Origin of the sequence: Mesorhizobium helmanticense (genome assembly GCF_003034915.1) — a bacterium.
Lineage (GTDB): Bacteria > Pseudomonadota > Alphaproteobacteria > Rhizobiales > Rhizobiaceae > Mesorhizobium > Mesorhizobium helmanticense.
On record NZ_PZJX01000029.1, the window covers coordinates 1 to 19,645 of the forward strand.

A 19,645-nucleotide genomic window follows, 5' to 3' on the forward strand; every position below is an offset into this window, starting at 1 on the left:
AGTCTCTTTCCTTGGACGGCCTGGACCTTCAGTTCAGTCGAATGCGGGGCGATTAGCGACAACGGCCGGAAAACACAAGTGCCTTGTGGCGAAGCGCTCACCCGCCCGGTCCGAACCCATGATCCGATTTTCGGGGGATATGGCGCGGATATAGGAACGCCAGCCGGGAAATGAAATAGGCAGCACCCGACGCGTCGAAGGCCGCATTGCCCCCTGCCCTTGCCGGAATCACAGCGCAAGCCTGGCCCATTGCCGCCGCGGCATCCGTCTGATTTGTTCGACCGATGCAGTTCATTCCCAGCTCCATTCGCGGCCCGCTGTTCATGATCGTCTCGACCGGGTCGTATCTGGTCAACGATACGATGATGAAGCTCGCCACCGTTGGCCTGCCGCCCTACGAGGTGTTGTTCCTGCGCGGCATGGCGGCCACGCTGTGGGGCATGCCGCTGTTGTTCCTGCTCGGCTATAGCAGGCAGATCCCGCTGATCCTGGACAGGAAAGTCTTGCACAGGAACGTCCTCGAACTGGGTGCGATCCTTTGCTATGTGGTGGCGCTCGCCAACATGCAGATCGCCGATTCGACCGCGCTTGGGCAGATCACGCCGCTGCTCATGCTGGTCGGCTCCTCGATCCTGTTCGGCGAGCGGATCGGCGGCATGCGCATGGCGCTGATCGGGCTCGGCTTCATCGGTGCGCTCATGGTGGCGCAACCGACGATGCAAGGCATCTCGGTCTATGCAGCGCTGGCGCTCGGCAATGCGGCGCTCGCCGCCGCGCGCGATCTCGCCGGGCGCAAGGTCGCCGCGGAAGTGCCAGGCATGATCGTCGCCATTTCCGCCGTCGTGGTGGTGCTGGTCGGCGCGGGCATCGCGCATGTAGCGACCGAGCAATGGGCGGCGCCCGCGGGCCATCATCTGCTGCTGATCGCCGGCGCCGGGCTGTTCCTGATCTTCGGCCATTTCTTCATCTTCATGGCCTATCGCGTCGGGCCCACGAGCGCGGTGGCGCCATTCTATTACAGCTTCACCGTCTGGGCGGTCATTTCAGGCCTCGTGGTGTTCGGTCAGTTCCCGAATGCACTGGCGGTCTGCGGCATCCTGCTGGTGGTGGCCAGCGGGCTGACCATCGTGTCGCTCGACGAGCGCAAGCGCCGGCTGGCCGTCGTCGCCTAGCCTGTGCTCAGCCATGCGGTCGATTAGCTGAATGGAGAGGCCCGGTGACCAGCCAGAAGAATGCCAGCAATCGCGCGCTCACCGGAAAATGCCTGTGCGGCGCCGTTCACTACGCGGTGGCGGACGAGTTCATCTACGCCGCGAACTGCCATTGCTCGAACTGCCGGCGCACGACCGGCTCTGCCTTCAAGCCGTTTGCCGGTATCGAGCGGGAGAAGCTCAGCCTGACCAAGGGCGAGGACAATCTGCTGATCTTCGGCGACGGAACCAACCATGATGTGCACTGCAAATCATGCGGTTCGCTGCTCTATTCGGTCGTCCGCGACGGCGTCTTTGTCCACGTCGCGATGGGGACCCTCGTCGACGAACCGGCCATCCGCCCGACGCAGCATATCTTTGTCGGCTCCAAGGCACAGTGGTTCACAATCACCGACGACCTGCCCCAATATGAAGAACATGTGACGGATAGCTAAACGTAGCGGTCAAGGCCTTCGATAGAGTATCCGCCGAGCGCCAAGTGTTAGAAACGCTCAACCAAATTATCGTTTCGTTTTCGCATTCTCCCTCAGAGAAATTATAGTGATCCCGTTCGCCAGATTTGTTGCGGGGATTTGCTGTGGCGCTGCCGCCGGACTGGATGCCCAACGTTGTGATGAAGCGGGTCGTCTGCCATTGGACGGCCGGCTCGCATTCGGCGGGCGAGACCGACAAGGACGCCTATCATATTCTGGTCGAGGGCAATGGCGGCCTCGTCAGGGGCCGGCCTTCCATTGCGCTCAATTCCGGCAGGGTAAAATCGGGATACGCGGCCCACACGCTCAACTGCAACAGCGGCTCGATCGGCATCTCGCTCTGCTGCATGGCGGGAGCGGAGGAAAGGCCGTTCAATGCCGGCCGCTACCCGATGACGAAGACACAGTGGGATGCGCTGGCCGTCGTCGTCGCCGAACTCTGCAAATATTATCGCATCAAGGTCTCGCCCAGGACGGTACTCTCCCATGCCGAGATCGAAAGCACGCTGGGCATCAAGCAGCAGGGAAAATGGGATTTTGCCCGGCTGCCCTTCGACCCGTCGGTCGTCGGCCCGAGAGCCTGCGGCGACCGGTTGCGCAAGGACGTGATGGTGGCGATGGGCGCGATGCCCAATCTGTCGATCAGACCCGGGCGTGACACGGCCCTCGAAACAGCCATCAGGCGCCTGCTCGATGAATTGTGGCCAATCCTCGCCAAAGGGCTCGCCGCCGGCTTCAACACGCTGGTGCGGGAGATCTTGAAGCGGATGAGGTAGACAACGCCAAGGATCTGGGCAATGCGCTGGGTCCACAGATCATCCGCGAGATCGCGCAAAGGTCGGGGATGAGCGAGCAGGATGTGCTCAAGCAACTGTCCGCTGCCTTGCCTGGCATCGTCGACAAGCTGACGCCGAACGGACAGGTGCCGCCGCAGCATCAGGTTGCATCCGCCTTCAACAGCTAGAGCACGCCTTGATTTTGTAATGGGAAACTGGAGCGGGTAGCGGGAATCGAACCCGCATATTCAGCTTGGAAGGCTGCTGCTCTACCACTGAGCTATACCCGCGCCTTGTACTGAAGTACCGGATTCACCCGAAAAGCGCCATGCACTTTCGGTCCGATGCTTTCACGTTTCAGGGCTTCCGGGCCGGCAGTGGTGGAGAGGGTTGGATTCGAACCAACGTAAGCTAAGCTAACGGATTTACAGTCCGTCCCCTTTAACCACTCGGGCACCTCTCCAGTCTGCCGCCGGAGCCATGCAACGAGGCATTCGAGCCAATTCGGACCCGAGTTGTGTCTTCTCCGAAACCAGCGAAGCGCCTTATGGCGGCAAGCCCATTGGGTGTCAACCGCGCAGCCAGGGTTTTTCGATGTTGTTCGCCGGCTGCGGCGACAGGGCATATCCTTGGCCGGAGGAGACGGCTATAGAAGCCGGCCATGAGCAACAATTCCAACACCCCGAAAGACACTCACTACGCCAAGCTGCGCCGCGCCTTTCGCGACGAGAAAAGCGGCGGCACGCCGGCATTCAAGCCTCGCCAGCCTGTACCGCCGGGCGAAAACGCCGCCGACGGGCTGGTGCGGCTCTACGGCCTGCATACCGTGCGGGCGGCGCTCGACAATCCGCGCCGCAAGATCAGTAAAATGCTGGTGACGCGCAACGCGGCCGAGCGGCTGGCGCTCGCCGACCTCGCCGCCTTGCCCTTCAAGGCTGAGCTGGTCGAACCCAGGGAGATCGACAGGATCACCGGTTCGGACGCCGTGCATCAGGGCGTGCTGGTCGAGGCCGAGCCGCTGAAGCCGAAACGCCTCGATGCGCTCGGCGACACAAAACTGGTGCTGGTGCTCGACCAGGTCACCGACCCGCACAATGTCGGCGCCATTCTGCGCTCGGCGGTCGCCTTCGGCGCCGGCGCGCTGATCACCACGGCCCGCCACAGCCCGCAGGAATCCGGCGTGCTGGCGAAATCCGCCTCCGGCGCGCTTGAGCATATCGACCAGATCGAGGTGAAGAACCTCGCCGATGCGCTCGGCCAGCTTCACGAGGCCGGATTCCAGACCGTCGGTCTCGATTCGGACGGGCCGGCGGAGCTTGAAAAGAGCTTTTCCGGCGACAGAATAGCGCTGGTGCTCGGCGCCGAAGGCAAGGGCCTGCGCCAGAAGACGCGCGAGACGGTGACGACGCTGGCCCGGCTCGACATGCCCGGAGCCATCCGCTCGCTCAACGTGTCGAACGCGGCGGCGGTGAGCCTCTATGCGGCAAGGAAATTCTTGGGTTAGGGGAGTAGGGCAGTAAGGGAGTAGGGACAAGTCGCTGTGAATAGGCCTGCCCTACTGCCCTACTTCATGCCCCGCCATCCGCTCCAGCGCTCTCACCAGGGCCGAATGATCCTCCTTGGCGCCGCCATTGGCGGCACAGGAGTTGAACAGCTGCTGCGTCGTCGAGGTGTTGGGTAGCGCTACGCCAAGCGCCTTTGCCCCTTCCAGGGCGAGATTGAGATCCTTCTGGTGCAGTTCGATGCGGAAGCCCGGCGCGAAGGTGCGCTTGACCATGCGCTCGCCATGCACTTCGAGGATGCGCGAGGCTGCCAGCCCGCCCATCAGCGCCTGCCTGACCTTGGCCGGGTCGGCGCCGGCTTTTGACGCAAAAACAAGCGCTTCGGCGACGGCTTCAATGGTCAGCGCGACGACGATCTGGTTGGCGACCTTGGTGGTCTGGCCGACGCCGTTCGGTCCGACCAGGGTGATGTTCTTGCCCATCTTCTCGAAGACGGGCCTGGCGCGTTCGAAGGCCTTTTCCTCGCCACCGACCATGATGGTCAACGACGCCGCCTTGGCGCCAACCTCGCCGCCCGAGACCGGCGCATCGAGATAGTCGCAGCCAAGATCGTTGATCTTGCTGGCGAATTCCTTGGTCGCGATCGGCGAGATCGAACTCATGTCGATGACCAGCCTGCCCTTGGTCAGACCGGACGCGACGCCCTTGTCGCCAAACAGCACGTCGGCCACCTGCGGCGTGTCAGGCACCATGGTGATGACGATGTCGGCGGCTTTGGCCACGGCATCGTGGCCGGTGACGGTCTTCAGGCCCTTGGCGACGAGATCGGCCGGCGGCTTCGAGCGGTGGTCGCTGGCCACGACTGTGTAGCCGGCATCGAGCAGATGCCCCGCCATCGGCGCGCCCATGATGCCGAGGCCGATGAAGCCGATGGTTTCCATGTTGTTCTCCGTCTTTTGTAAGGGCCGCGTTCCTTCGCGCCCCCCTCTGGCCTGCCGGCCATCTCCCCCACGGGTGGGGAGATCGGCAGTTTCGGCGCCGGCTTTTAACTTTCCCGACCTCTAGAATTGGCGAAAGCGGCTGCGACATCCAATCTCCCCCCTCGTGGGGGAGATGGCCGGCAGGCCAGAGGAGGCGCGAAGGAACTCGAACTCAGTCGTTTAAGCCGGCACTTAAGCCGCAGCACTCCCCTGCCCGGCCAATTCCTTGAACCAGCCCAGCCCCGCTTCCGTCCCGGCCCTGGGCTTGTATTCGGCCCCCACCCAGCCGGAATAGCCAATGCGATCGATGTGCTCGTACAGGAAAGGAAAATTGATCTCGCCCGTCCCCGGCTCGTGACGGCCGGGATTGTCCGCAAGCTGGATATGGGCGATGCGGTCGAGATTGGCTTCGATGGTACGGGCGAGATCCCCCTCCATGATCTGCATGTGATAGATGTCGTATTGCAGGAACAGGTTCTTCGAGCCGATGCGGTCGATCAGCGCCAGCGCCTGGTCCGAATAGTTGAGAAAAAAGCCCGGAATGTCGCGCGTGTTGATCGGCTCGATCAACAGGCGAATGCCGGCCTGCTCCAGCTTCTCAGCCGCGAAGGCGAGGTTGTCGGCAAAGACGTTTTCCAGCACCACACGATCGGCGCCCTGTGGCGCGATGCCGGCAAGGCAGTTGACCTGCTCGCAGCCGAGCGCATGGGCATAGGTGATCGCCTTGGCGATACCTTGCCGGAATTCCGGCACACGATCCGGCAGCACGGCGATGCCGCGCTCGCCTTTTGCCCAGTCGCCGGCCGGCAGGTTGAACAGCACTTGGCTGAGGCCGTTCTTCTTCAGCCTGGCGGCCACGATCTCGGGCGCATGGTCATAGGGGCCGACATATTCGACCCCCTTGAAGCCGGCGCGGGCGGCCGCGTCGAAGCGGTCGAGGAATTCATGCTCGCCAAAGAGCATCGATAAATTGGCTGAAAAACGCGGCATTCTTTTTCTCCTTTTCTCCGCAGATCTTAGTCCAACATCACAATCGCGGTTGGAGCATCCTCATGGCTTTCGGCAAGCTCCTCGAATTCGGTAATCTTGTCGATTTCGGTGCCCATCGAAATGTTGGTGACGCGTTCAAGGATGAATTCCAGCACGACCGGAACCTGATGTTCCTTCATCAGCCGCTGCGCCTGCTTGAAGGCGGAAGCGAACTCTTCCGGTTTGCGCACTCGGACCGCCTTGCAGCCCATCGCCTCGGCAACGGCTACATGGTCGACGCCATAGCCGGCCTCGGGATCGTCCTTCCGGTTGATATTCTCGAAGGCGAGGCTGACCTCGAAATCCATGGAAAAGCCGCGCTGCGCCTGGCGGATCAGGCCGAGATAGGCGTTGTTCACGACGACGTGGATGTAGGGCAATTTGTGTTGCGCGCCGACGGCCAGTTCCTCGATCATGAACTGGAAATCATAGTCGCCGGACAGCGCCACGATGGTACGGTCGGGATCGGCGGCGCGCACGCCGAGCGCTGCCGGCAGTGTCCAGCCGAGCGGGCCGGCCTGGCCGCAATTGATCCAGTTGCGCGGCTTGTAGACATGCAGGAACTGCGCCCCGGCGATCTGCGACAGGCCGATCGTGGTGACATAGGTGGTGTCGCGGCCGAACGCCTTGTTCATCTCCTCATAGACGCGCTGCGGCTTCAGCGGCACCTGGTCGAAATGCGTCTTGCGCTTCATCGTCTTCTTGCGCTGTTGGCATTCCCTGGCCCAGCCCGACCAGTCGCGCAGCCTGCCGGCCGTCTTCCATTCGGTGGCGACGTCGAGCAACATCTTCAGTGCCGCGCCCGCATCCGAGACGACGCCGAGATCCGGCGCGAAGACGCGGCCGATCTGCGTGGGTTCGATATCGACATGGATGAATTTTTTCCCCTTGGTGTAGACGTCGACCGAACCGGTGTGGCGGTTGGCCCAGCGGTTGCCGATGCCGAAGACGAAGTCTGCTTCGAGCATCGTCGCATTGCCGTAGCGATGCGAGGTCTGCAGCCCGCACATGCCAGCCATCAGCCGGTGGTCGTCGGGGATCGCGCCCCAGCCCATCAGCGTCGGGATGACAGGCACGCCGGTAATCTCGGCGAATTCGATCAGGAGATCGGACGCGTCGGCATTGATGATGCCGCCGCCGGCGACGATCAGCGGCTTTTCAGCTGCATTGAGCATCGTCAGCGCCTTCTCGGCCTGGGCGCGCGTCATCGCCGGCTTGAATGGCGCCAGCGGCTCATAGGCGTCGATGTCGAACTCGATCTCGGCCAGTTGCACGTCGACCGGCAGGTCGATCAGCACCGGGCCCGGACGCGACGAGCGCATCAGGTGAAACGCCTTCTGCAGCGCCATCGGCACCAGATAGGGCTCCATGACGGTAACAGCCCATTTCGCCACGGGTGCCGCGATCGCGGCGATATCGACGGCCTGGAAATCCTCCTTGTTCAACCGCGCCCGCGGCGCCTGGCCGGTGATGCACAGGATGGGGATCGAATCCGCCGCCGCCGAATAGAGCCCGGTGATCATGTCGGTGCCGGCCGGGCCGGAGGTGCCGATGCACAGACCGATATTGCCCGCCTTGGCCCGCGTATAGCCTTCGGCCATATGCGAAGCGGCCTCGACATGGCGCGCCAGGATGTGGCGGATCGAGCCCCTCGCCTTCAGCGCCGAATAAAGCGGGTTGATCGCCGCGCCCGGCACACCAAAGGCTGAGGTGATGCCTTCCTTTTCGAGAACGAGAACCGCAGCGTCGACAGCGCGCATCCTGGCCATAGCAAGCCTCCGCAAATGTGTTGATGGCCAAGGATGACAGCGTTCCCGCTATTTTTCAATTTTTTCAGAATATTTTTTCATTTCTAAGAAAATGACGGTATCCGCTGATTTTGTTGTGCTTTCCGTTTTCCAGAAATCGACCTCCCCTGACCGGTGAAAAACTTTTCCATTGCGTGTTTGGCGAGATTTGGCGACACTGGCGCCATGGAAACGAGCGAAAAACGTCAGCGTGGCCGGCCCCGCTCCTTCAATGGCCCCGCCGAGGCCACCTCGGTGCAGTCGCTCGACCGGGCGCTGCGCATCCTTGCCATCGTCGCCGAAGGCAGCGGCCTGTCGCTGAGCGAGATCGCCGCCAGTTCCGGCCTGGCCGCCTCCACCGCCTACCGCATGCTGACGACGCTGGAGAACCACGGCATGGTCGAGTTCGACGGCACCGACCAGCTCTGGTCGATCGGCGTCGAGACCTATCGCATGGGCGCGGCGTTCCTGCGCCGCCGCAAGCTGGTCGATCGCGCCCGCATCGTCATGCAGGAATTGATGGAAAAGACCGGCGAAACCGCCAATCTCGGCGTCGCCGAGGACGATTGCGTCGTCTTCGTCAGCCAGGTCGAGACGCATCAGGCGATCCGCGCCTTCTTCCGGCCGGGCACGCGCAGTTCCTTCCATGCGTCGGGCATCGGCAAGGCGGTGCTGGCGCATCTGGATCCCGACCGTGTCGCCACCATCCTGCGCAAGGCCGGGCTGGAGCGCTTCACCGAAAACACGCTTTCCGACATCTCCGCACTGGCGCACGACCTTGTGAGGATCAAGCTGCGCGGCTGGTCGGTCGACGATGAGGAACGGCATCCGGGCATGCGCTGTGTTGCGGCGGCCATCTTCAACGAGTTCGGCGAGCCTATCGGCGGCGTTTCGGTCTCGGGGCCGACGGTGCGGGTGACGCCGGAGCGGCTGGCCGAGATCGGCCCGCTGGTGCGCGAAGCCGCAACGGAAATAACCAGGATGATTGGCGGCCTGCCGCCCCCTTCTTCACCAAGCCGCGCCGCCGAACGGGCTTCACTCTTCGAGATTGGCGCTGCGCGCTCACCTTGACAGCCGCGCGGCTACGGCCAAGGTTGCGTCCATCTTCCGCCAGCCGAAAAGACGCATGAGCCTCCAGTCCGTCAAAGCCTTCTTCGCCGAACATGCCCCCGACATCGAGGTGATCGAAACGCCGACAAGCTCGGCGACCGTGGCGCTTGCCGCCGAGGCGCACGGCGTCGAGCCGGGACAGATCGCCAAGACCATCTGCCTGCGCGTCGGTGACCGGGTCATGCTGGTCGTCGCCCGCGGCGACGCGCGCATCGACAACCGCAAATCGCGCGATGCATTTGGCGGCAAGCCGCGCATGCTCGATGCCGGGCAGGTGGCCGAGATCACCGGCCATCCGGTTGGCGGCGTCTGCCCCTTCGGCCTCGCCTCGCCGTTGCCGGTCTATTGCGACGTATCGCTGCGTATCTATGATCAGGTCGTGCCGGCGGCCGGCGCAACCAATGCAGCGGTGAAAATAGGCGTCGAGCGCATGGCAGCGCTGACCGGCGCCGAATGGTGCGACATCTGTCAGGACGGTCGGAGCTAGGCCCCGGGCACCGCGCTCTTGGTCGATAGGTCGTAGAAATCAAGCAGCATCGCCAGCCCAACTCCGCAGGCGGTGAAGATGAGGCCGGCGAGGAAGATGCGGATGGCGCGTTCATAGACGCGTCGCTGTAGAGACGTTGTGTCGAGCAGCAACTGCAGCGCTCGTATCTGCAAGGCAATGCCGATCAAAATCGGCACGACGGCTGCCAGGTGATAGATTTCCCAAGGGAGCGGGTTGGCGGCCCAATGCGTGATGAAGCCCAGCGAGAAAGCCAGTAGAATGCCGACGGTGGTGACCGAGCCGTTGCGGAAATCCGTCTCAATCTGCTCTGCCTTGGGTTCTTGCTCGTCCAAGCGTCCCTCCCCCCTCTGGTGGCTTCATCGCCAGACTAAGCTGTCGAAAAATCCCTGTACATCCCTCGCTGGAACCGGTTGCGGTGCCGGGCTCAACATCGCAACCCAGACAGCAGAAAAAGGGGCAGCGGGTGCCCCTTCTTCCCTTGCCTGAAACGGTCCACCCTGCTCTCAAAGCCGGCAATAGTGGCGATAACCGTCGTAGCCGACATAGGTGTCGGTGTAGGGATCGTAGCTCTGGTAGCGATCGAGGCAGCGGCGGACATGCCAGGAACCGCCCTCCTCCTCGATATAGACGGTGCGCGGCTGGGCAAGTGCTGTGCCGAGCAGGAAGCCGCCGACGCCGGCGGCGATGCCGATGCCAAGGTGCCTCCTGTGATGACTGCCATGAGCAGCCGAAGGCTGAATGGTGCCGGCCAGCATGGCGGCGGCGACGGAGGTGGCGATGAGGCTGGAAATGAAAGTGCGCATGATGGTCTCCTTGCTTCGTTGCGAGAGGCGATCCATCCGCCCCTTGACCGTCAGTCGTTTCGGCAAGGAAAAAGGTTCGAAGATCCTCTGAAAATTTTTCGGACGGCAGCTTCGCCGGCACATCATGCAAAAAGGGCGGCCGAAGCCGCCCTTTCACGAACCGGGTCACCTGATCAAAGGAAGATGATCACCTTGCCGTGGTGCTGATGCCACCACCAGTGATGCTTGTTATGGTGCTTCTTGTGATGATGCTTGTGGTGATAATGCTTGTGATTGTGATGTTTGTGATGGTGGTTGCCGTGGGCCGACGAAGACTGGACGGTGCCGGCGAGCGCGCCGGTAGCAACGAATATGGCAACGAGGCCTGACGTAAGAGTGCGCTTGAGCATGATGATCACCTTTTGATCGAGGCGACCATTCGCCTCCGGAGATCAGTCGCCACGACGCGACAAAAGGTTCGGAGATTTTTTGGTGAGTAGTCGGTAGTGAGTGGTGAGCCCTCCTATTGGAGGTTGCAGTCACTACTGACTATTCCCTACTCACTCTCTCATCCCATGCCGGTGACGTGGCGCAGCCAGAAGGCGAGCGCGACGAAGCCGACGATGGTGGTAACCCCGGTCCAGTCGATATTGGCATTCTTCAGGTCTCGGATGAGTTTCACCAGAAGAAGCCAGGCCACCACGACGATCGGCAGAATGATGACAAGTCTGATCATGCGACACCCTCGCGCAAGCGATTGCACCTCAACCAGATATAGGAAGCGAATTGGCCGTTTTCAGGATGCCCTCCCGGCAGCTCATGCACCACGGCCGATAACCGAAAATGGAGTTTTGTCTTTACTGGCGCAACAAATATGCTACCGGAGCGCCGTGCCCTTGTAGCTCAGCTGGTAGAGCAGCGGTTTTGTAAACCGAAGGTCGGCGGTTCGATTCCGTCCGGGGGCACCATCCTTCGCTCTTCGAGCTTCGGGTGGCAGGCCACCCCGGCTCGTTAGATGAAGAAGTGTCCTTTTATCCTCCGAAGCCTTGGCGAAGGAGGACGGCCATTCAATGCCATTCGATTAAATTTCTCCTGTGTATATTAGTAATCGCTCAATTTAGCGCGCTGACAATATCCGTGCGGCGGCCAAACCAATGGGTGAACCAATGGGTGTTGTCATGCGAAGCGACTTCGCGGCAGCGCGCGAGCTTTTGGAGTGCGCGCAAAACCGTCTCAGCGGCATCGACGAAACGAGCCAACGCGTCAGCCAGGCGCTGGATGCGCTGATCGAGGAAATAGCCATCGCCGAGTTCCGGAAGGCACCAGTGACGATCGTGCCGTTTCCCCGTGCGCGGCCGCCCAGGCATGCCCGCTAAAATCGCGATTGCACTTGCGGGAAGTCAGCGCGGGCGTTTTCGCGATCGTCACTTCAAGCGTCGTTGAAACAGCAGTCGCTTTGGCCGTATGGTGGCGAGTGCGGCACCGGGATGCGCCGGTGTTCCGAGCTACGAGCTCATCATGTCACGCTGTGGGGATGTCTACGAGAACAAGGTGACTGGCGAGTTTGCCGTGATCCTGCGTGGCACCGAAGACCGTGGCCAGGGACCAGGCATCGCTCATTTGACCGCCCGGCCGGGGGCCGCGGTGGTTGGCGAGCACTTCCACCCGAACATGGTCGAACGGTTCACCGTCGTCAGCGGCCGGCTCGACGCCCGCATCGCCGGCAAGACTTTCTCCCTGGAGCCCGGCCAATCCGCAACGGTGGAGGCTGGCGTGGCGCACGATTGGTGGAACAGCAGCAAGACCGATGAAGCGCACGTCCTGATTGAATTCGACCGGGCGCCTGGCGCGGACCACATTGACCCGAACCGTTTCGAGCTGCTGATCGGCATGCTCTTCGGCCTGGCCAATGCCGGCAAGGTGGACAAGAAAGGCAGGCCGTCGCCGCTTCAGGCGGCGGTAATCGCCAGGGAATTTGCCGACGTGATCGTCTTCACCCGGCCGTCACCCGCGATCCAGAAGGTGGCGCTTGGAATCCTGGCGCCGCTCGCCAATCTGCTTGGCTATCGGGCGATCGACCCAAGCTACTGCAAACCGCACGGACATATCACGCCGGCCCCCGAAATCCTCGCTCTGGCAGGCCTTCCGGCTGCCCGATTTTGATCGGATGCAGGTAGTGGTCGCTTCGGAGTTGCCGATGCCGCTGATGATCGCCGCGCCTTTATGGCGCGTCCTTACCCGCGTCGAGCGGCGGTCGTCGCAACCGCATTTGGGTCATAGGCCTTCCAGGTGCCCCGGCCTCTTGCCTTGGCCTGATAGAGCGCCTTGTCGGCATTCTTGAGCAGCCCTTCCGGATCTGCCTGATCCCTGGGAAAGACGGTATAACCGATGGTTCCGCCGGGAAGCAGGGTGACATCGTCCATCTTCAGCGGCTGCGACAGGTTCTTCATGATCCGTGTCGCCAGGCTGACGTCGCCGGTGCCGTCCGTGGGACCATACATCAGCACGGCGAATTCATCGCCACCCAGTCTTGCAACCATGTCACCGCGCCTGATCGCCTTCTCGAGACGCCGGGCAATCTCGACCAGAAGCATGTCTCCCACGGCATGCCCGAAATTGTCGTTGACCTCCTTGAAGCGGTCGAGGTCGAGAAGCATGACGACAAGCTCGCCGCTCTCCGATCGCGCCTTGTCGACCAGCCTGTTGAGTTCGCGGTTGAAGAAGGCGCGGTTTGGCAGGCCGGTGAGAGGATCGTGCAGCGCCTGGCGTTCGAGACTCTTCTCGAAACTCCGCCGCTCCGTTACATCAGAGATCGTCTGCACGGTGCAGCCATTGGCCAGGACCTTGGTGCGTAAGGCGAATGTTCTGCCATCGCCGAGTTCGACCAGCGTCTCGCCGTCCTCGCGAAGCGTCGCAAGTTTTTCGGCCAGACGATCGTCCAGGCTTTTGCGAGGACCAAGCGGCTCCTCGCCAAGCTTGACCGACGCCCGAATGATATCGGCGAAGCTGGCGCCCGGCTTGCGCAGATGTGCCGTGAGAGGAAACAATTCCCTGTAGCGATTGTTGCAGAACAGAATGACGCCATCTGGATCGTACATCGCCAGCCCATCATTCATGTTCTCAAGCGCCTGATCCAGATAGGCCTGGGTCTCTTCGAGCTTTGTCTGCAACGTCCTGCGCAGCGTGACATCGCGATTGTGCGTGATCAGCCCGATGACATCGCCCACATCGTTCGTCATCGGCGCCTTCAAGGTCGACAGCCAGCCTGTCGAGCCATTGGCAAAAATGCCTGGCTGCTCGATGCTGGCGTGCTTTCCCTCCCGCAGCACCGCCAGTTCGTCGTCACGAAACTGTTTCGCGAGTTCCGGCGGATAGAAATCGAAATCGGTCTTGCCGAGAAGGTCGTCCGCGCTCGCCGCCCCCATCAGTTTCGCAGTCGCCGGATTTGCCGCCAGAAACCGGCCATCGACACCTTTGATGTTCAGGCAATCCGGCAAGGCGTCGACCATGGAGCGAAAAAGCTGGTTGGCGACGGACAGTTCGCGACGCCGCATTTCCTGGAGAAGCAGAACGCCCAGCAGCAGGGTGGCCACAAACGCCAGCAAAACACGCTGCCAAAGCTGCGATATCAGGACAGCCTGCTTTTCCAGGGGAAGCGTCAGCACAAGCAACGAACTCAACGTCGCAACCGCGGCAGCCATGAATACGAGGTCGAGGTATCGGATGCGCCGGGATCTACGCAGAGCATACCCAAGCAATCCGATGGTCGTGGCAAGCATAATGCCCAAAACGCCCGAGAAGACTGCTCCGCCGAGATACAGGCGATACATCAAGGCCGCCCCGGCTGCCATGACGGCTGCGGGCACCCCACCGAAAAGGCCTGTCACGGCGATCATTGGCCCGCGAAAATCATTGTAGACGCCGGGGGAAGCCTCGAAGGCCATCATCATCGAGCCGACGGTGCCTGCGGTCATTACCACGCCAAACAGCAGCCTTTGGCGCGTCTCGCTCAACCGGGCCACGAAATCGCCCACAGAACTCCAGGCAACCAGCATGACAGCGGAAGCGGCAAGATTCGCAAAGAGAGGTTGCCAGACAGCCACCACGGAACCTTTCGGCATAAGACCAGCAGGTATTATCTATGGCGGCGAATTTCTGATTGGTTACTTCGATTTATTTATCTGATTGAATGGTGAATTTATCACTTGCAGTGGATCTTCAAACCGCAATCGCCGCCACCAGAATCCGGTTCTGCCGGCGTATCGCCGTGCGCAACTCCGCGATCCTCGCTTCGTCGCGCTTCACGAATTCGATGAACATCATGTTCATGTTGTTGAAGATGAGTTCGCCGAGCGCCGGCCCGTCGATGTCGCGGCGCGCCAGGCCGATCTCTTGCAGCCGGGCGATCAGCGCGCGGATCTGCTCGGTCAGCGACCGGTCGAGCCCGGTATAGGCCTGGCCGAACGGGCTGTCGGGAAGCTGCGTCGAGATGGCCATCGCCTGACGCCACATCTCCTTGCTGAGATAATGCAGCGAATGCTCGATATAGATGCCGAGCAGCGTATCCAGCGCATCGCCGACATTGGCCGGCGGGTTGGCAACGACGCCGCGCCCGGCATTGAGCACCTCGTTGACCTCCATCGAGACGATGGCGCCGAGGATGTCGCCCTTGTTCTCATAGTAATTGTAGATCGTACCGATCGACACTTCGGCCTGCGCGGCGATCGTTTCGATCTTGGCGCCCTCATAGCCGGCCTCGCGGAAAAGCTCCGCCGCCGCCTCGATGATGCGGCGGTGCCGGTCCGCCTTTTGCCTTGCCCGCAATCCACTCATATCGGCTGTTTGTCACAAAAACAGAATTGACTCAATTTTAGAATTGGTTCAATTTTTTGCAACAAGCCACTAAGGCAAGGGAGAACACTCGATGTCCATGAATTTTACGTCCGTTCTGAAAACCCATCTGCGTGCCGCAACCGCGGCCGCGGCCCTGCTGCTCGCGACCGGGGCCCAGGCCGCGGATCTCAACGCGCTGATCTGGTGCGATCATGCCGACCCGGCGCTGCTGCAGCCTTTCGAGGAGGCCAATGGCGTCAAGGTCAATGTCAAGGAGTTCGAAGGCACCGGCGCCGGCCTGGCGATCGTCGAACAGTCGCAGCCCGGCGACTGGGACGTGATGGTGATCGACAGTATCGACATCCCGCGCGGCGTCGAAAAAGGCCTGTTCGAACCCTTGCCGGAAGACAAACTGCCGCTGGCCGATCTGTTTCCAGAGGTGAAGATGGACGGTTCCACCGTCGTCGACGGCAAGCGCTACGGCATCACCGAAAAGTTCGGCTACAACACGATCGGCTACAACAAGACCAAGGTCGATCCGGCCGACATGCAGTCGATGGCAGCCCTCACCGGCGACAAATACAAGGGCAAGATCGCCATCTACGACTATTATCTGCCGGTCATCGGCATGGCGGCATTGGCCATCGGCAAGAAGACGGCGGAGCTGACCGAAGCCGATCTTCCCGCCATCAAGGCCGAACTTCTCAAGATGAAGGCCAACGCCAAGTTGGTCGGCGAAGTAACCGCCAGCCAGACCGCGCTGGCCACCGGCGAGGTCGATATCCTGGTCGGTGGTGGCGAATGGGTGACGGCGGGGCTGGCCAAGGAAAACCCGGCGCTCGACTTCTCCATCCCGAAGGAGGGTGCGGTGCTCTGGTCGCAGTCGTTGGCCATGTTCAAGGACTCAAAGAACAAGGACATGGCACTGAAGTTCATCCAGTACATCATGAGCCCGGAAGGCCAGGCGCGGCTTGCCACCTCCTCCTGCTATTGGGGCATGCCGGCGAATGCCAAGGCAGCGCTCACCGACGACCAGAAGAAGATCCTGCGCTTCGACGAACAGCCTGGCTTCCTCGCCCGCGCCCAGTCCTATCCGGCGCCGACCGCCGATCTCGACAAGAAGATGCAGGACGTCTGGACCGAAATGCTGCAGGCGCAATGACCGGCTGCCGGTCGTGAGCAACGCTACCAACAGCGGGCGCGCCCTGCCCCGGGCGGGCTTTGCCCTGCCCTGGGCGCTGGTCACGCCGGCGCTCGGCTGGACGCTGCTGTTCTTCGTGCTGCCCTTCCTCGCCATGGGGCTTTCCAGCCTCACGGCGCATGACGGCGGCGGCTTCACGCTCGCCAACTACAGCCAGTTCTTCACCGATCCATCCTATTGGCGCGCGATGGTCAACTCGCTTGAGGTGACAGCCATCGTCACCGTGATCTCCGTGCTGCTCGCCTACCCCTTTGCCTGGATCCTCGCCGAACAAGTGCCGGAGCGCTGGCAGCGGCTGGCGCTGATGCTGGCCGTGCTGCCGTTCTGGACTTCTTACGTCGTGCGCTCCTATTCCTGGCTTTTGGTGCTGGCGCAGAACGGTGTCGTCAACCGGGCGCTGACCAGCCTCGGCCTGGTTGCCGAGCCGCTGCAGCTTGCCAACACGCGGCTCGCCACCGTTACCGGCTTCGTGCATTTCTTCGTCATGCTGTTGACGCTGACCATCTTCGCCAATCTGAAGCAGCTCAGCCCGAGCTACCGCAAGGCCGCCGCCGATCTCGGCGCCGGGCCGATACGCACCTTCCTGCATGTCGTCCTGCCCCTGACCTTGCCTGGGATCATGGTCGGCGCTTTCCTCACCTTCGTGCTCTGCATCGGCGACTACATCACGCCGCAGATCCTCGGCGGCAACAACGAGCTTTTGATGCCGCAGTTGGTGATGATGCAGATCGGCCGGCGTGGCGACTTTCCGCTGGCGTCGGCGCTGTCGATCATCCTGATGGCGGTCGTCACCGTCGCCTACCTCGCCTGCGCCCGTTGGCTGAAGATCGAGCGGGCCTGAGATGCGCGCTCTTGTCCGTATCGCTTCCTGGCTCTACGCGCTTGCCGTCTACGGCTTCATCTTCCTGCCGGTGATCGTGCTGGTGCTGTTCTCGCTGCAGGCGACGTCGTTTCCGATCCCGCCCTTCACCGGCCCGTCGCTGCGCTGGTACGGCGCGGTGCTCTCCGACACGCGGCTGACCTCGGCATTGGTCAACTCGCTGCTCGTCGCCGTCCTCTCTTCGCTCGCCGCCGTCACGCTCGGCTTCCTTTCCGCCTGGGGGTTTGCGCGGTTCACTTTGCCTGGCTCTGCACTGCTGCGCGGGCTGATCACGCTGCCGCTAACGGTCAGCTATCTCATCATCGGCATGGGGCTCTTGGTGCTGTTCAACTGGGCCGGCGTGCCGAAATCGCTGCTGGCGGCCGGCATCGGCCATGTCGTGATCAACCTGCCGCTCTGCTTTGCCATCATCTACAGCCAGATGGGCGACCACCAGATCAATATCGAGCGCGCCGCGCGCGACCTCGGTGCACCCGAATGGAAGGTGCTGCTTTTGATCACCGTGCCGGTCATGGCGCCGGCGATCTTCGCCGGTTTCTTCCTGTCGATGACCTTCTCCTGGGACGAGTTCGTCATCTCCTTCCTCTTGACCCGCTTCGATACCACCCTGCCGGTCGAGATCTGGAACCTCTTGCGCTCCGGCCTCAATCCCAAGACCAATGCCATCGGCTCGCTGGTCTTTGCCGTATCCATCGTCCTGGTGGTGCTGTTCGAACTGACGCTGTTGCGGAGGAAGCCGGCATGACCGCGCCCCTGGTCGATATCCGTGCCGTCTCGCACCGCTTCGGCCAGCAGACGGTCCTGAAGAACGTCTCGCTGCGGATCGAACCAGGCAGCTACACAATCCTGCTCGGCCCTTCGGGCTCCGGCAAGACCACGCTGCTCTCCATTCTCGGCGGCTTTGTCAGCCCGAGCGAAGGCAAGGTGTTCATACGCGGCGAGGATTGCACCGCCGTGCCGCCGGCGAAGCGCCCGACGACCACCGTATTCCAGGACTATGCGCTATTCCCGCATATGAGCGTCGGCGCCAATGTCGGCTTCGGCCTGCGCATGCAAGGCGTCGATGCCACAACACGCGCCGCCAGGGCGCGCGAGGCGTTGGCGCTGGTCGGCCTGGCGTCCGCCTTCGACAAGAAGCCGCACCAACTTTCCGGCGGCCAGCGGCAGCGCGTAGCACTGGCGCGCGCGCTGGTCATCGAGCCGGCCGTGCTGTTGCTGGACGAACCGCTCGGCGCGCTCGATCTCAAATTGCGCCGGCAGATGCAGGACGAGCTGAAGGCGATCCAGAAGCGCGTCGGCACTGCCTTCATCCATGTCACCCACGACCAGGAAGAAGCGATGGCGCTGGCCGACCATTGCGTGGTGATGAATGACGGGCGCATCGAGGACGAAGGCCCGCCCGAGCGTGTCTATGCGCGGCCGGCGACACGCTTTTCCGCGACCTTCATGGGTGAAAGCACGATCCTGCAGGGAAACGTGACGGAGGCGAAGAACGGGACGATCTCGGTCGCGACATCAGCCGGCGCGGTCCTGTTGTCCGCTGCCTTGCAGCCAGGCGCGAAAGTCGCCCTCGCCATCCGGCCGGAGCACCTTGTGCTCGGCGCGGCTGGAGGCGCGGTTGCGCTCGGCACGGCCGAGGTAAGCGACGTCGTCTTCCAGGGCAGTTTCAAGCGGGTGCTGGCCACCTCCACTTTAGATGCGCGACTGCAGTTCATCGCCAAAGCCCCCGCTACGGCTGCCATCCAGCCGGGCGACACAACAGCCATTTCGTGCAACGCTGGCGAGATCATCCTGCTGACGGAGTGAGCGATGGGCATGCTTCCGGTCATCGACGCCCCCAACTGGTACGAAGCCATCCGCATGGGCGACGACGTGACGCTGATCCATGAGCCGTGGATCAAGCCGTTCTTCCGCTGCAACATCTGGCATGTGCGCGGCCGCGACCGCGATCTCCTGTTCGATACCGGCCTCGGTCATTTCAGCCTGCGCTCTCACGTACCGCTGGTGACGGAGCGAAAGCTCACCTGCGTCGCCAGCCACACGCATTTCGACCATATCGGCTGTCACCACGAATTTCCCGACCGCTGCGTGCATCGCGCGGAGGCCGAAATCCTGGCCGACCCTCGCAACGAATGGACGGTCGCCGACCGCTATGCGACCGACGAGATGTTCGATGGCATGCCGCAGGGATGGGACACGGCGCGCTACCATATCCTGCCGGCGCCAGCCGGCCGTCTGCTCGAACAGGGCGACGTCGTCGATCTCGGCGACCGGGCCTTCGAGGTGATCCATACGCCAGGCCACTCGCCCGGCGGCATCGCGCTCTACGAAAACAGGACGGGCATCCTGTTATCCGGCGACATCATCTATGACGGCCCGCTGATCGACGATGTCTACCATTCGTTGGTCGATGACTATGTCGCAACGCTGCTTCGCATGCGCGATCTCGATGTCACGGTCGTGCATGGCGGCCATTTCCCGAGCTTCGGCAAGGTGCGTTATCGCCAGCTTGTCGACGACTATCTCGCGCAAAAGCGGCAAGCCGGCTGCCATCTGCCGCAGGCCCGATAAGC

At 62.1% G+C, this 19,645-nt stretch carries 22 protein-coding genes, 3 tRNA genes and 1 pseudogene; 15 read left to right on the forward strand and 11 right to left on the reverse strand.

Translation table 11 applies throughout. The features are described 5' to 3' along the window. The first annotated feature begins 284 nt into the window (after positions 1–284). The 4 genes and pseudogenes from C9427_RS16425 to C9427_RS16440 form a co-directional block, all read left to right on the forward strand. The gene (locus tag C9427_RS16425; RefSeq protein WP_107650198.1) at positions 285–1,172 is read left to right on the forward strand and encodes a DMT family transporter; all 888 of its coding nucleotides are present in this window, start codon (positions 285–287) and stop codon (positions 1,170–1,172) included. Positions 1,173–1,216: 44 nt separating this feature from the next. Next, the gene (locus tag C9427_RS16430; protein ID WP_107650199.1) at positions 1,217–1,645 is read left to right on the forward strand and encodes a GFA family protein; all 429 of its coding nucleotides are present in this window, start codon (positions 1,217–1,219) and stop codon (positions 1,643–1,645) included. Positions 1,646–1,788: 143 nt separating this feature from the next. Beyond that, positions 1,789–2,460, forward strand: a complete 672-nt coding sequence (locus C9427_RS16435) for a peptidoglycan recognition protein family protein (protein WP_107650200.1) — start codon at positions 1,789–1,791, stop codon at positions 2,458–2,460. Beyond that, positions 2,415–2,648: pseudogene (locus C9427_RS16440) on the forward strand (YidB family protein); the annotation flags it as partial. The gene C9427_RS16435 and the pseudogene C9427_RS16440, both read left to right, overlap by 46 nt. A gap of 28 nt (positions 2,649–2,676) precedes the next feature. Here the strand turns inward: C9427_RS16440 and C9427_RS16445 are convergent. Together C9427_RS16445 and C9427_RS16450 are read right to left on the reverse strand one after the other, a co-directional pair. After that, positions 2,677–2,750: transfer RNA gene (locus tag C9427_RS16445), tRNA-Gly, on the reverse strand. Between the two features lie 88 nt (positions 2,751–2,838). Further along, a tRNA-Tyr gene (locus tag C9427_RS16450) sits at positions 2,839–2,923 on the reverse strand. Positions 2,924–3,121: 198 nt separating this feature from the next. On the opposite strand from C9427_RS16450, the gene C9427_RS16455 reads away from it, so the two are divergent. Continuing rightward, the gene (locus tag C9427_RS16455) at positions 3,122–3,964 is read left to right on the forward strand and encodes a TrmH family RNA methyltransferase (RefSeq protein ID WP_107650201.1); all 843 of its coding nucleotides are present in this window, start codon (positions 3,122–3,124) and stop codon (positions 3,962–3,964) included. A gap of 51 nt (positions 3,965–4,015) precedes the next feature. On the opposite strand, the gene C9427_RS16460 is transcribed toward C9427_RS16455, so the two are convergent. The 3 genes from C9427_RS16460 to gcl all read right to left on the reverse strand — a co-directional run bounded on the left by C9427_RS16460 (position 4,016) and on the right by gcl (position 7,740). Next, positions 4,016–4,903, reverse strand: coding sequence for a 2-hydroxy-3-oxopropionate reductase (locus C9427_RS16460; RefSeq protein ID WP_107650202.1), 888 nt, complete (start codon positions 4,901–4,903; stop codon positions 4,016–4,018). Between the two features lie 231 nt (positions 4,904–5,134). Continuing rightward, on the reverse strand, positions 5,135–5,932 hold the full coding sequence (gene otnI / locus C9427_RS16470) for a 2-oxo-tetronate isomerase (protein WP_107650203.1): 798 nt from the start codon (positions 5,930–5,932) through the stop codon (positions 5,135–5,137). Between the two features lie 26 nt (positions 5,933–5,958). Further along, positions 5,959–7,740, reverse strand: a complete 1,782-nt coding sequence (gene gcl, locus C9427_RS16475; RefSeq protein ID WP_107650204.1) for a glyoxylate carboligase — start codon at positions 7,738–7,740, stop codon at positions 5,959–5,961. A gap of 204 nt (positions 7,741–7,944) precedes the next feature. Here gcl and bhcR point away from each other — a divergent pair, with 204 nt between their 5' ends. Both bhcR and C9427_RS16485 read left to right on the forward strand, forming a co-directional pair. Then, positions 7,945–8,829 carry an HTH-type transcriptional regulator BhcR gene (gene bhcR / locus C9427_RS16480; protein ID WP_107650205.1) on the forward strand — a complete coding sequence of 295 codons (885 nt, stop codon included), beginning with the start codon at positions 7,945–7,947 and terminating at the stop codon, positions 8,827–8,829. 55 nt (positions 8,830–8,884) lie between these two features. Then, on the forward strand, positions 8,885–9,355 hold the full coding sequence (locus tag C9427_RS16485) for a YbaK/EbsC family protein (protein ID WP_107650404.1): 471 nt from the start codon (positions 8,885–8,887) through the stop codon (positions 9,353–9,355). On the opposite strand, the gene C9427_RS16490 is transcribed toward C9427_RS16485, so the two are convergent. From C9427_RS16490 to C9427_RS16505, 4 genes are all read right to left on the reverse strand, one after another. Further along, a complete protein-coding gene (locus C9427_RS16490) occupies positions 9,352–9,708 on the reverse strand; it encodes a hypothetical protein (RefSeq protein ID WP_107650206.1) in 357 nt (118 codons plus the stop codon). The two genes, C9427_RS16485 and C9427_RS16490, sit on opposite strands and share 4 nt — an antisense overlap. A 171-nt stretch (positions 9,709–9,879) precedes the next feature. Further along, a complete protein-coding gene (locus C9427_RS16495; protein ID WP_107650405.1) occupies positions 9,880–10,179 on the reverse strand; it encodes a BA14K family protein in 300 nt (99 codons plus the stop codon). Between the two features lie 173 nt (positions 10,180–10,352). Beyond that, entirely contained in the window at positions 10,353–10,568 is a 216-nt protein-coding gene (locus tag C9427_RS16500; protein ID WP_107650406.1) for a hypothetical protein, read from the reverse strand. 158 nt (positions 10,569–10,726) lie between these two features. Beyond that, on the reverse strand, positions 10,727–10,894 hold the full coding sequence (locus C9427_RS16505) for a hypothetical protein (protein WP_107650207.1): 168 nt from the start codon (positions 10,892–10,894) through the stop codon (positions 10,727–10,729). 156 nt (positions 10,895–11,050) lie between these two features. Here C9427_RS16505 and C9427_RS16510 point away from each other — a divergent pair. The 3 genes from C9427_RS16510 (at position 11,051) to C9427_RS16520 (ending at position 12,321) form a co-directional block, all read left to right on the forward strand. Further along, positions 11,051–11,126 (forward strand) — tRNA-Thr (locus C9427_RS16510). A 210-nt stretch (positions 11,127–11,336) separates the two neighbouring features. Beyond that, on the forward strand, positions 11,337–11,534 hold the full coding sequence (locus C9427_RS16515) for a hypothetical protein (protein ID WP_097574957.1): 198 nt from the start codon (positions 11,337–11,339) through the stop codon (positions 11,532–11,534). Between the two features lie 142 nt (positions 11,535–11,676). Then, positions 11,677–12,321, forward strand: coding sequence for a cupin domain-containing protein (locus C9427_RS16520; protein WP_107650407.1), 645 nt, complete (start codon positions 11,677–11,679; stop codon positions 12,319–12,321). Between the two features lie 71 nt (positions 12,322–12,392). On the opposite strand, the gene C9427_RS16525 is transcribed toward C9427_RS16520, so the two are convergent. After that, complete coding sequence (locus tag C9427_RS16525; protein ID WP_107650208.1) at positions 12,393–14,279, reverse strand: diguanylate cyclase domain-containing protein; 1,887 nt, start codon at positions 14,277–14,279, stop codon at positions 12,393–12,395. A 97-nt stretch (positions 14,280–14,376) separates the two neighbouring features. Beyond that, a complete protein-coding gene (locus tag C9427_RS16530; protein ID WP_107650209.1) occupies positions 14,377–14,991 on the reverse strand; it encodes a TetR/AcrR family transcriptional regulator in 615 nt (204 codons plus the stop codon). 91 nt (positions 14,992–15,082) lie between these two features. Here C9427_RS16530 and C9427_RS16535 point away from each other — a divergent pair, with 91 nt between their 5' ends. The 5 genes from C9427_RS16535 to C9427_RS16555 are packed head-to-tail and all read left to right on the forward strand — an operon-like array spanning position 15,083 to position 19,643. Beyond that, the gene (locus C9427_RS16535; protein WP_107650210.1) at positions 15,083–16,153 is read left to right on the forward strand and encodes a polyamine ABC transporter substrate-binding protein; all 1,071 of its coding nucleotides are present in this window, start codon (positions 15,083–15,085) and stop codon (positions 16,151–16,153) included. Between the two features lie 13 nt (positions 16,154–16,166). After that, complete coding sequence (locus C9427_RS16540; RefSeq protein ID WP_167434378.1) at positions 16,167–17,033, forward strand: ABC transporter permease; 867 nt, start codon at positions 16,167–16,169, stop codon at positions 17,031–17,033. Position 17,034: 1 nt separating this feature from the next. Further along, on the forward strand, positions 17,035–17,817 hold the full coding sequence (locus tag C9427_RS16545) for an ABC transporter permease (protein ID WP_107650211.1): 783 nt from the start codon (positions 17,035–17,037) through the stop codon (positions 17,815–17,817). Further along, positions 17,814–18,878 (forward strand): ABC transporter ATP-binding protein, encoded by a 1,065-nt coding sequence (locus tag C9427_RS16550; RefSeq protein WP_107650212.1) that lies wholly within the window; start codon positions 17,814–17,816, stop codon positions 18,876–18,878. The genes C9427_RS16545 and C9427_RS16550 overlap by 4 nt, the downstream gene beginning before the upstream one ends. A gap of 3 nt (positions 18,879–18,881) precedes the next feature. After that, positions 18,882–19,643 (forward strand): MBL fold metallo-hydrolase, encoded by a 762-nt coding sequence (locus tag C9427_RS16555; RefSeq protein WP_107650213.1) that lies wholly within the window; start codon positions 18,882–18,884, stop codon positions 19,641–19,643. Positions 19,644–19,645 lie beyond the last annotated feature (2 nt).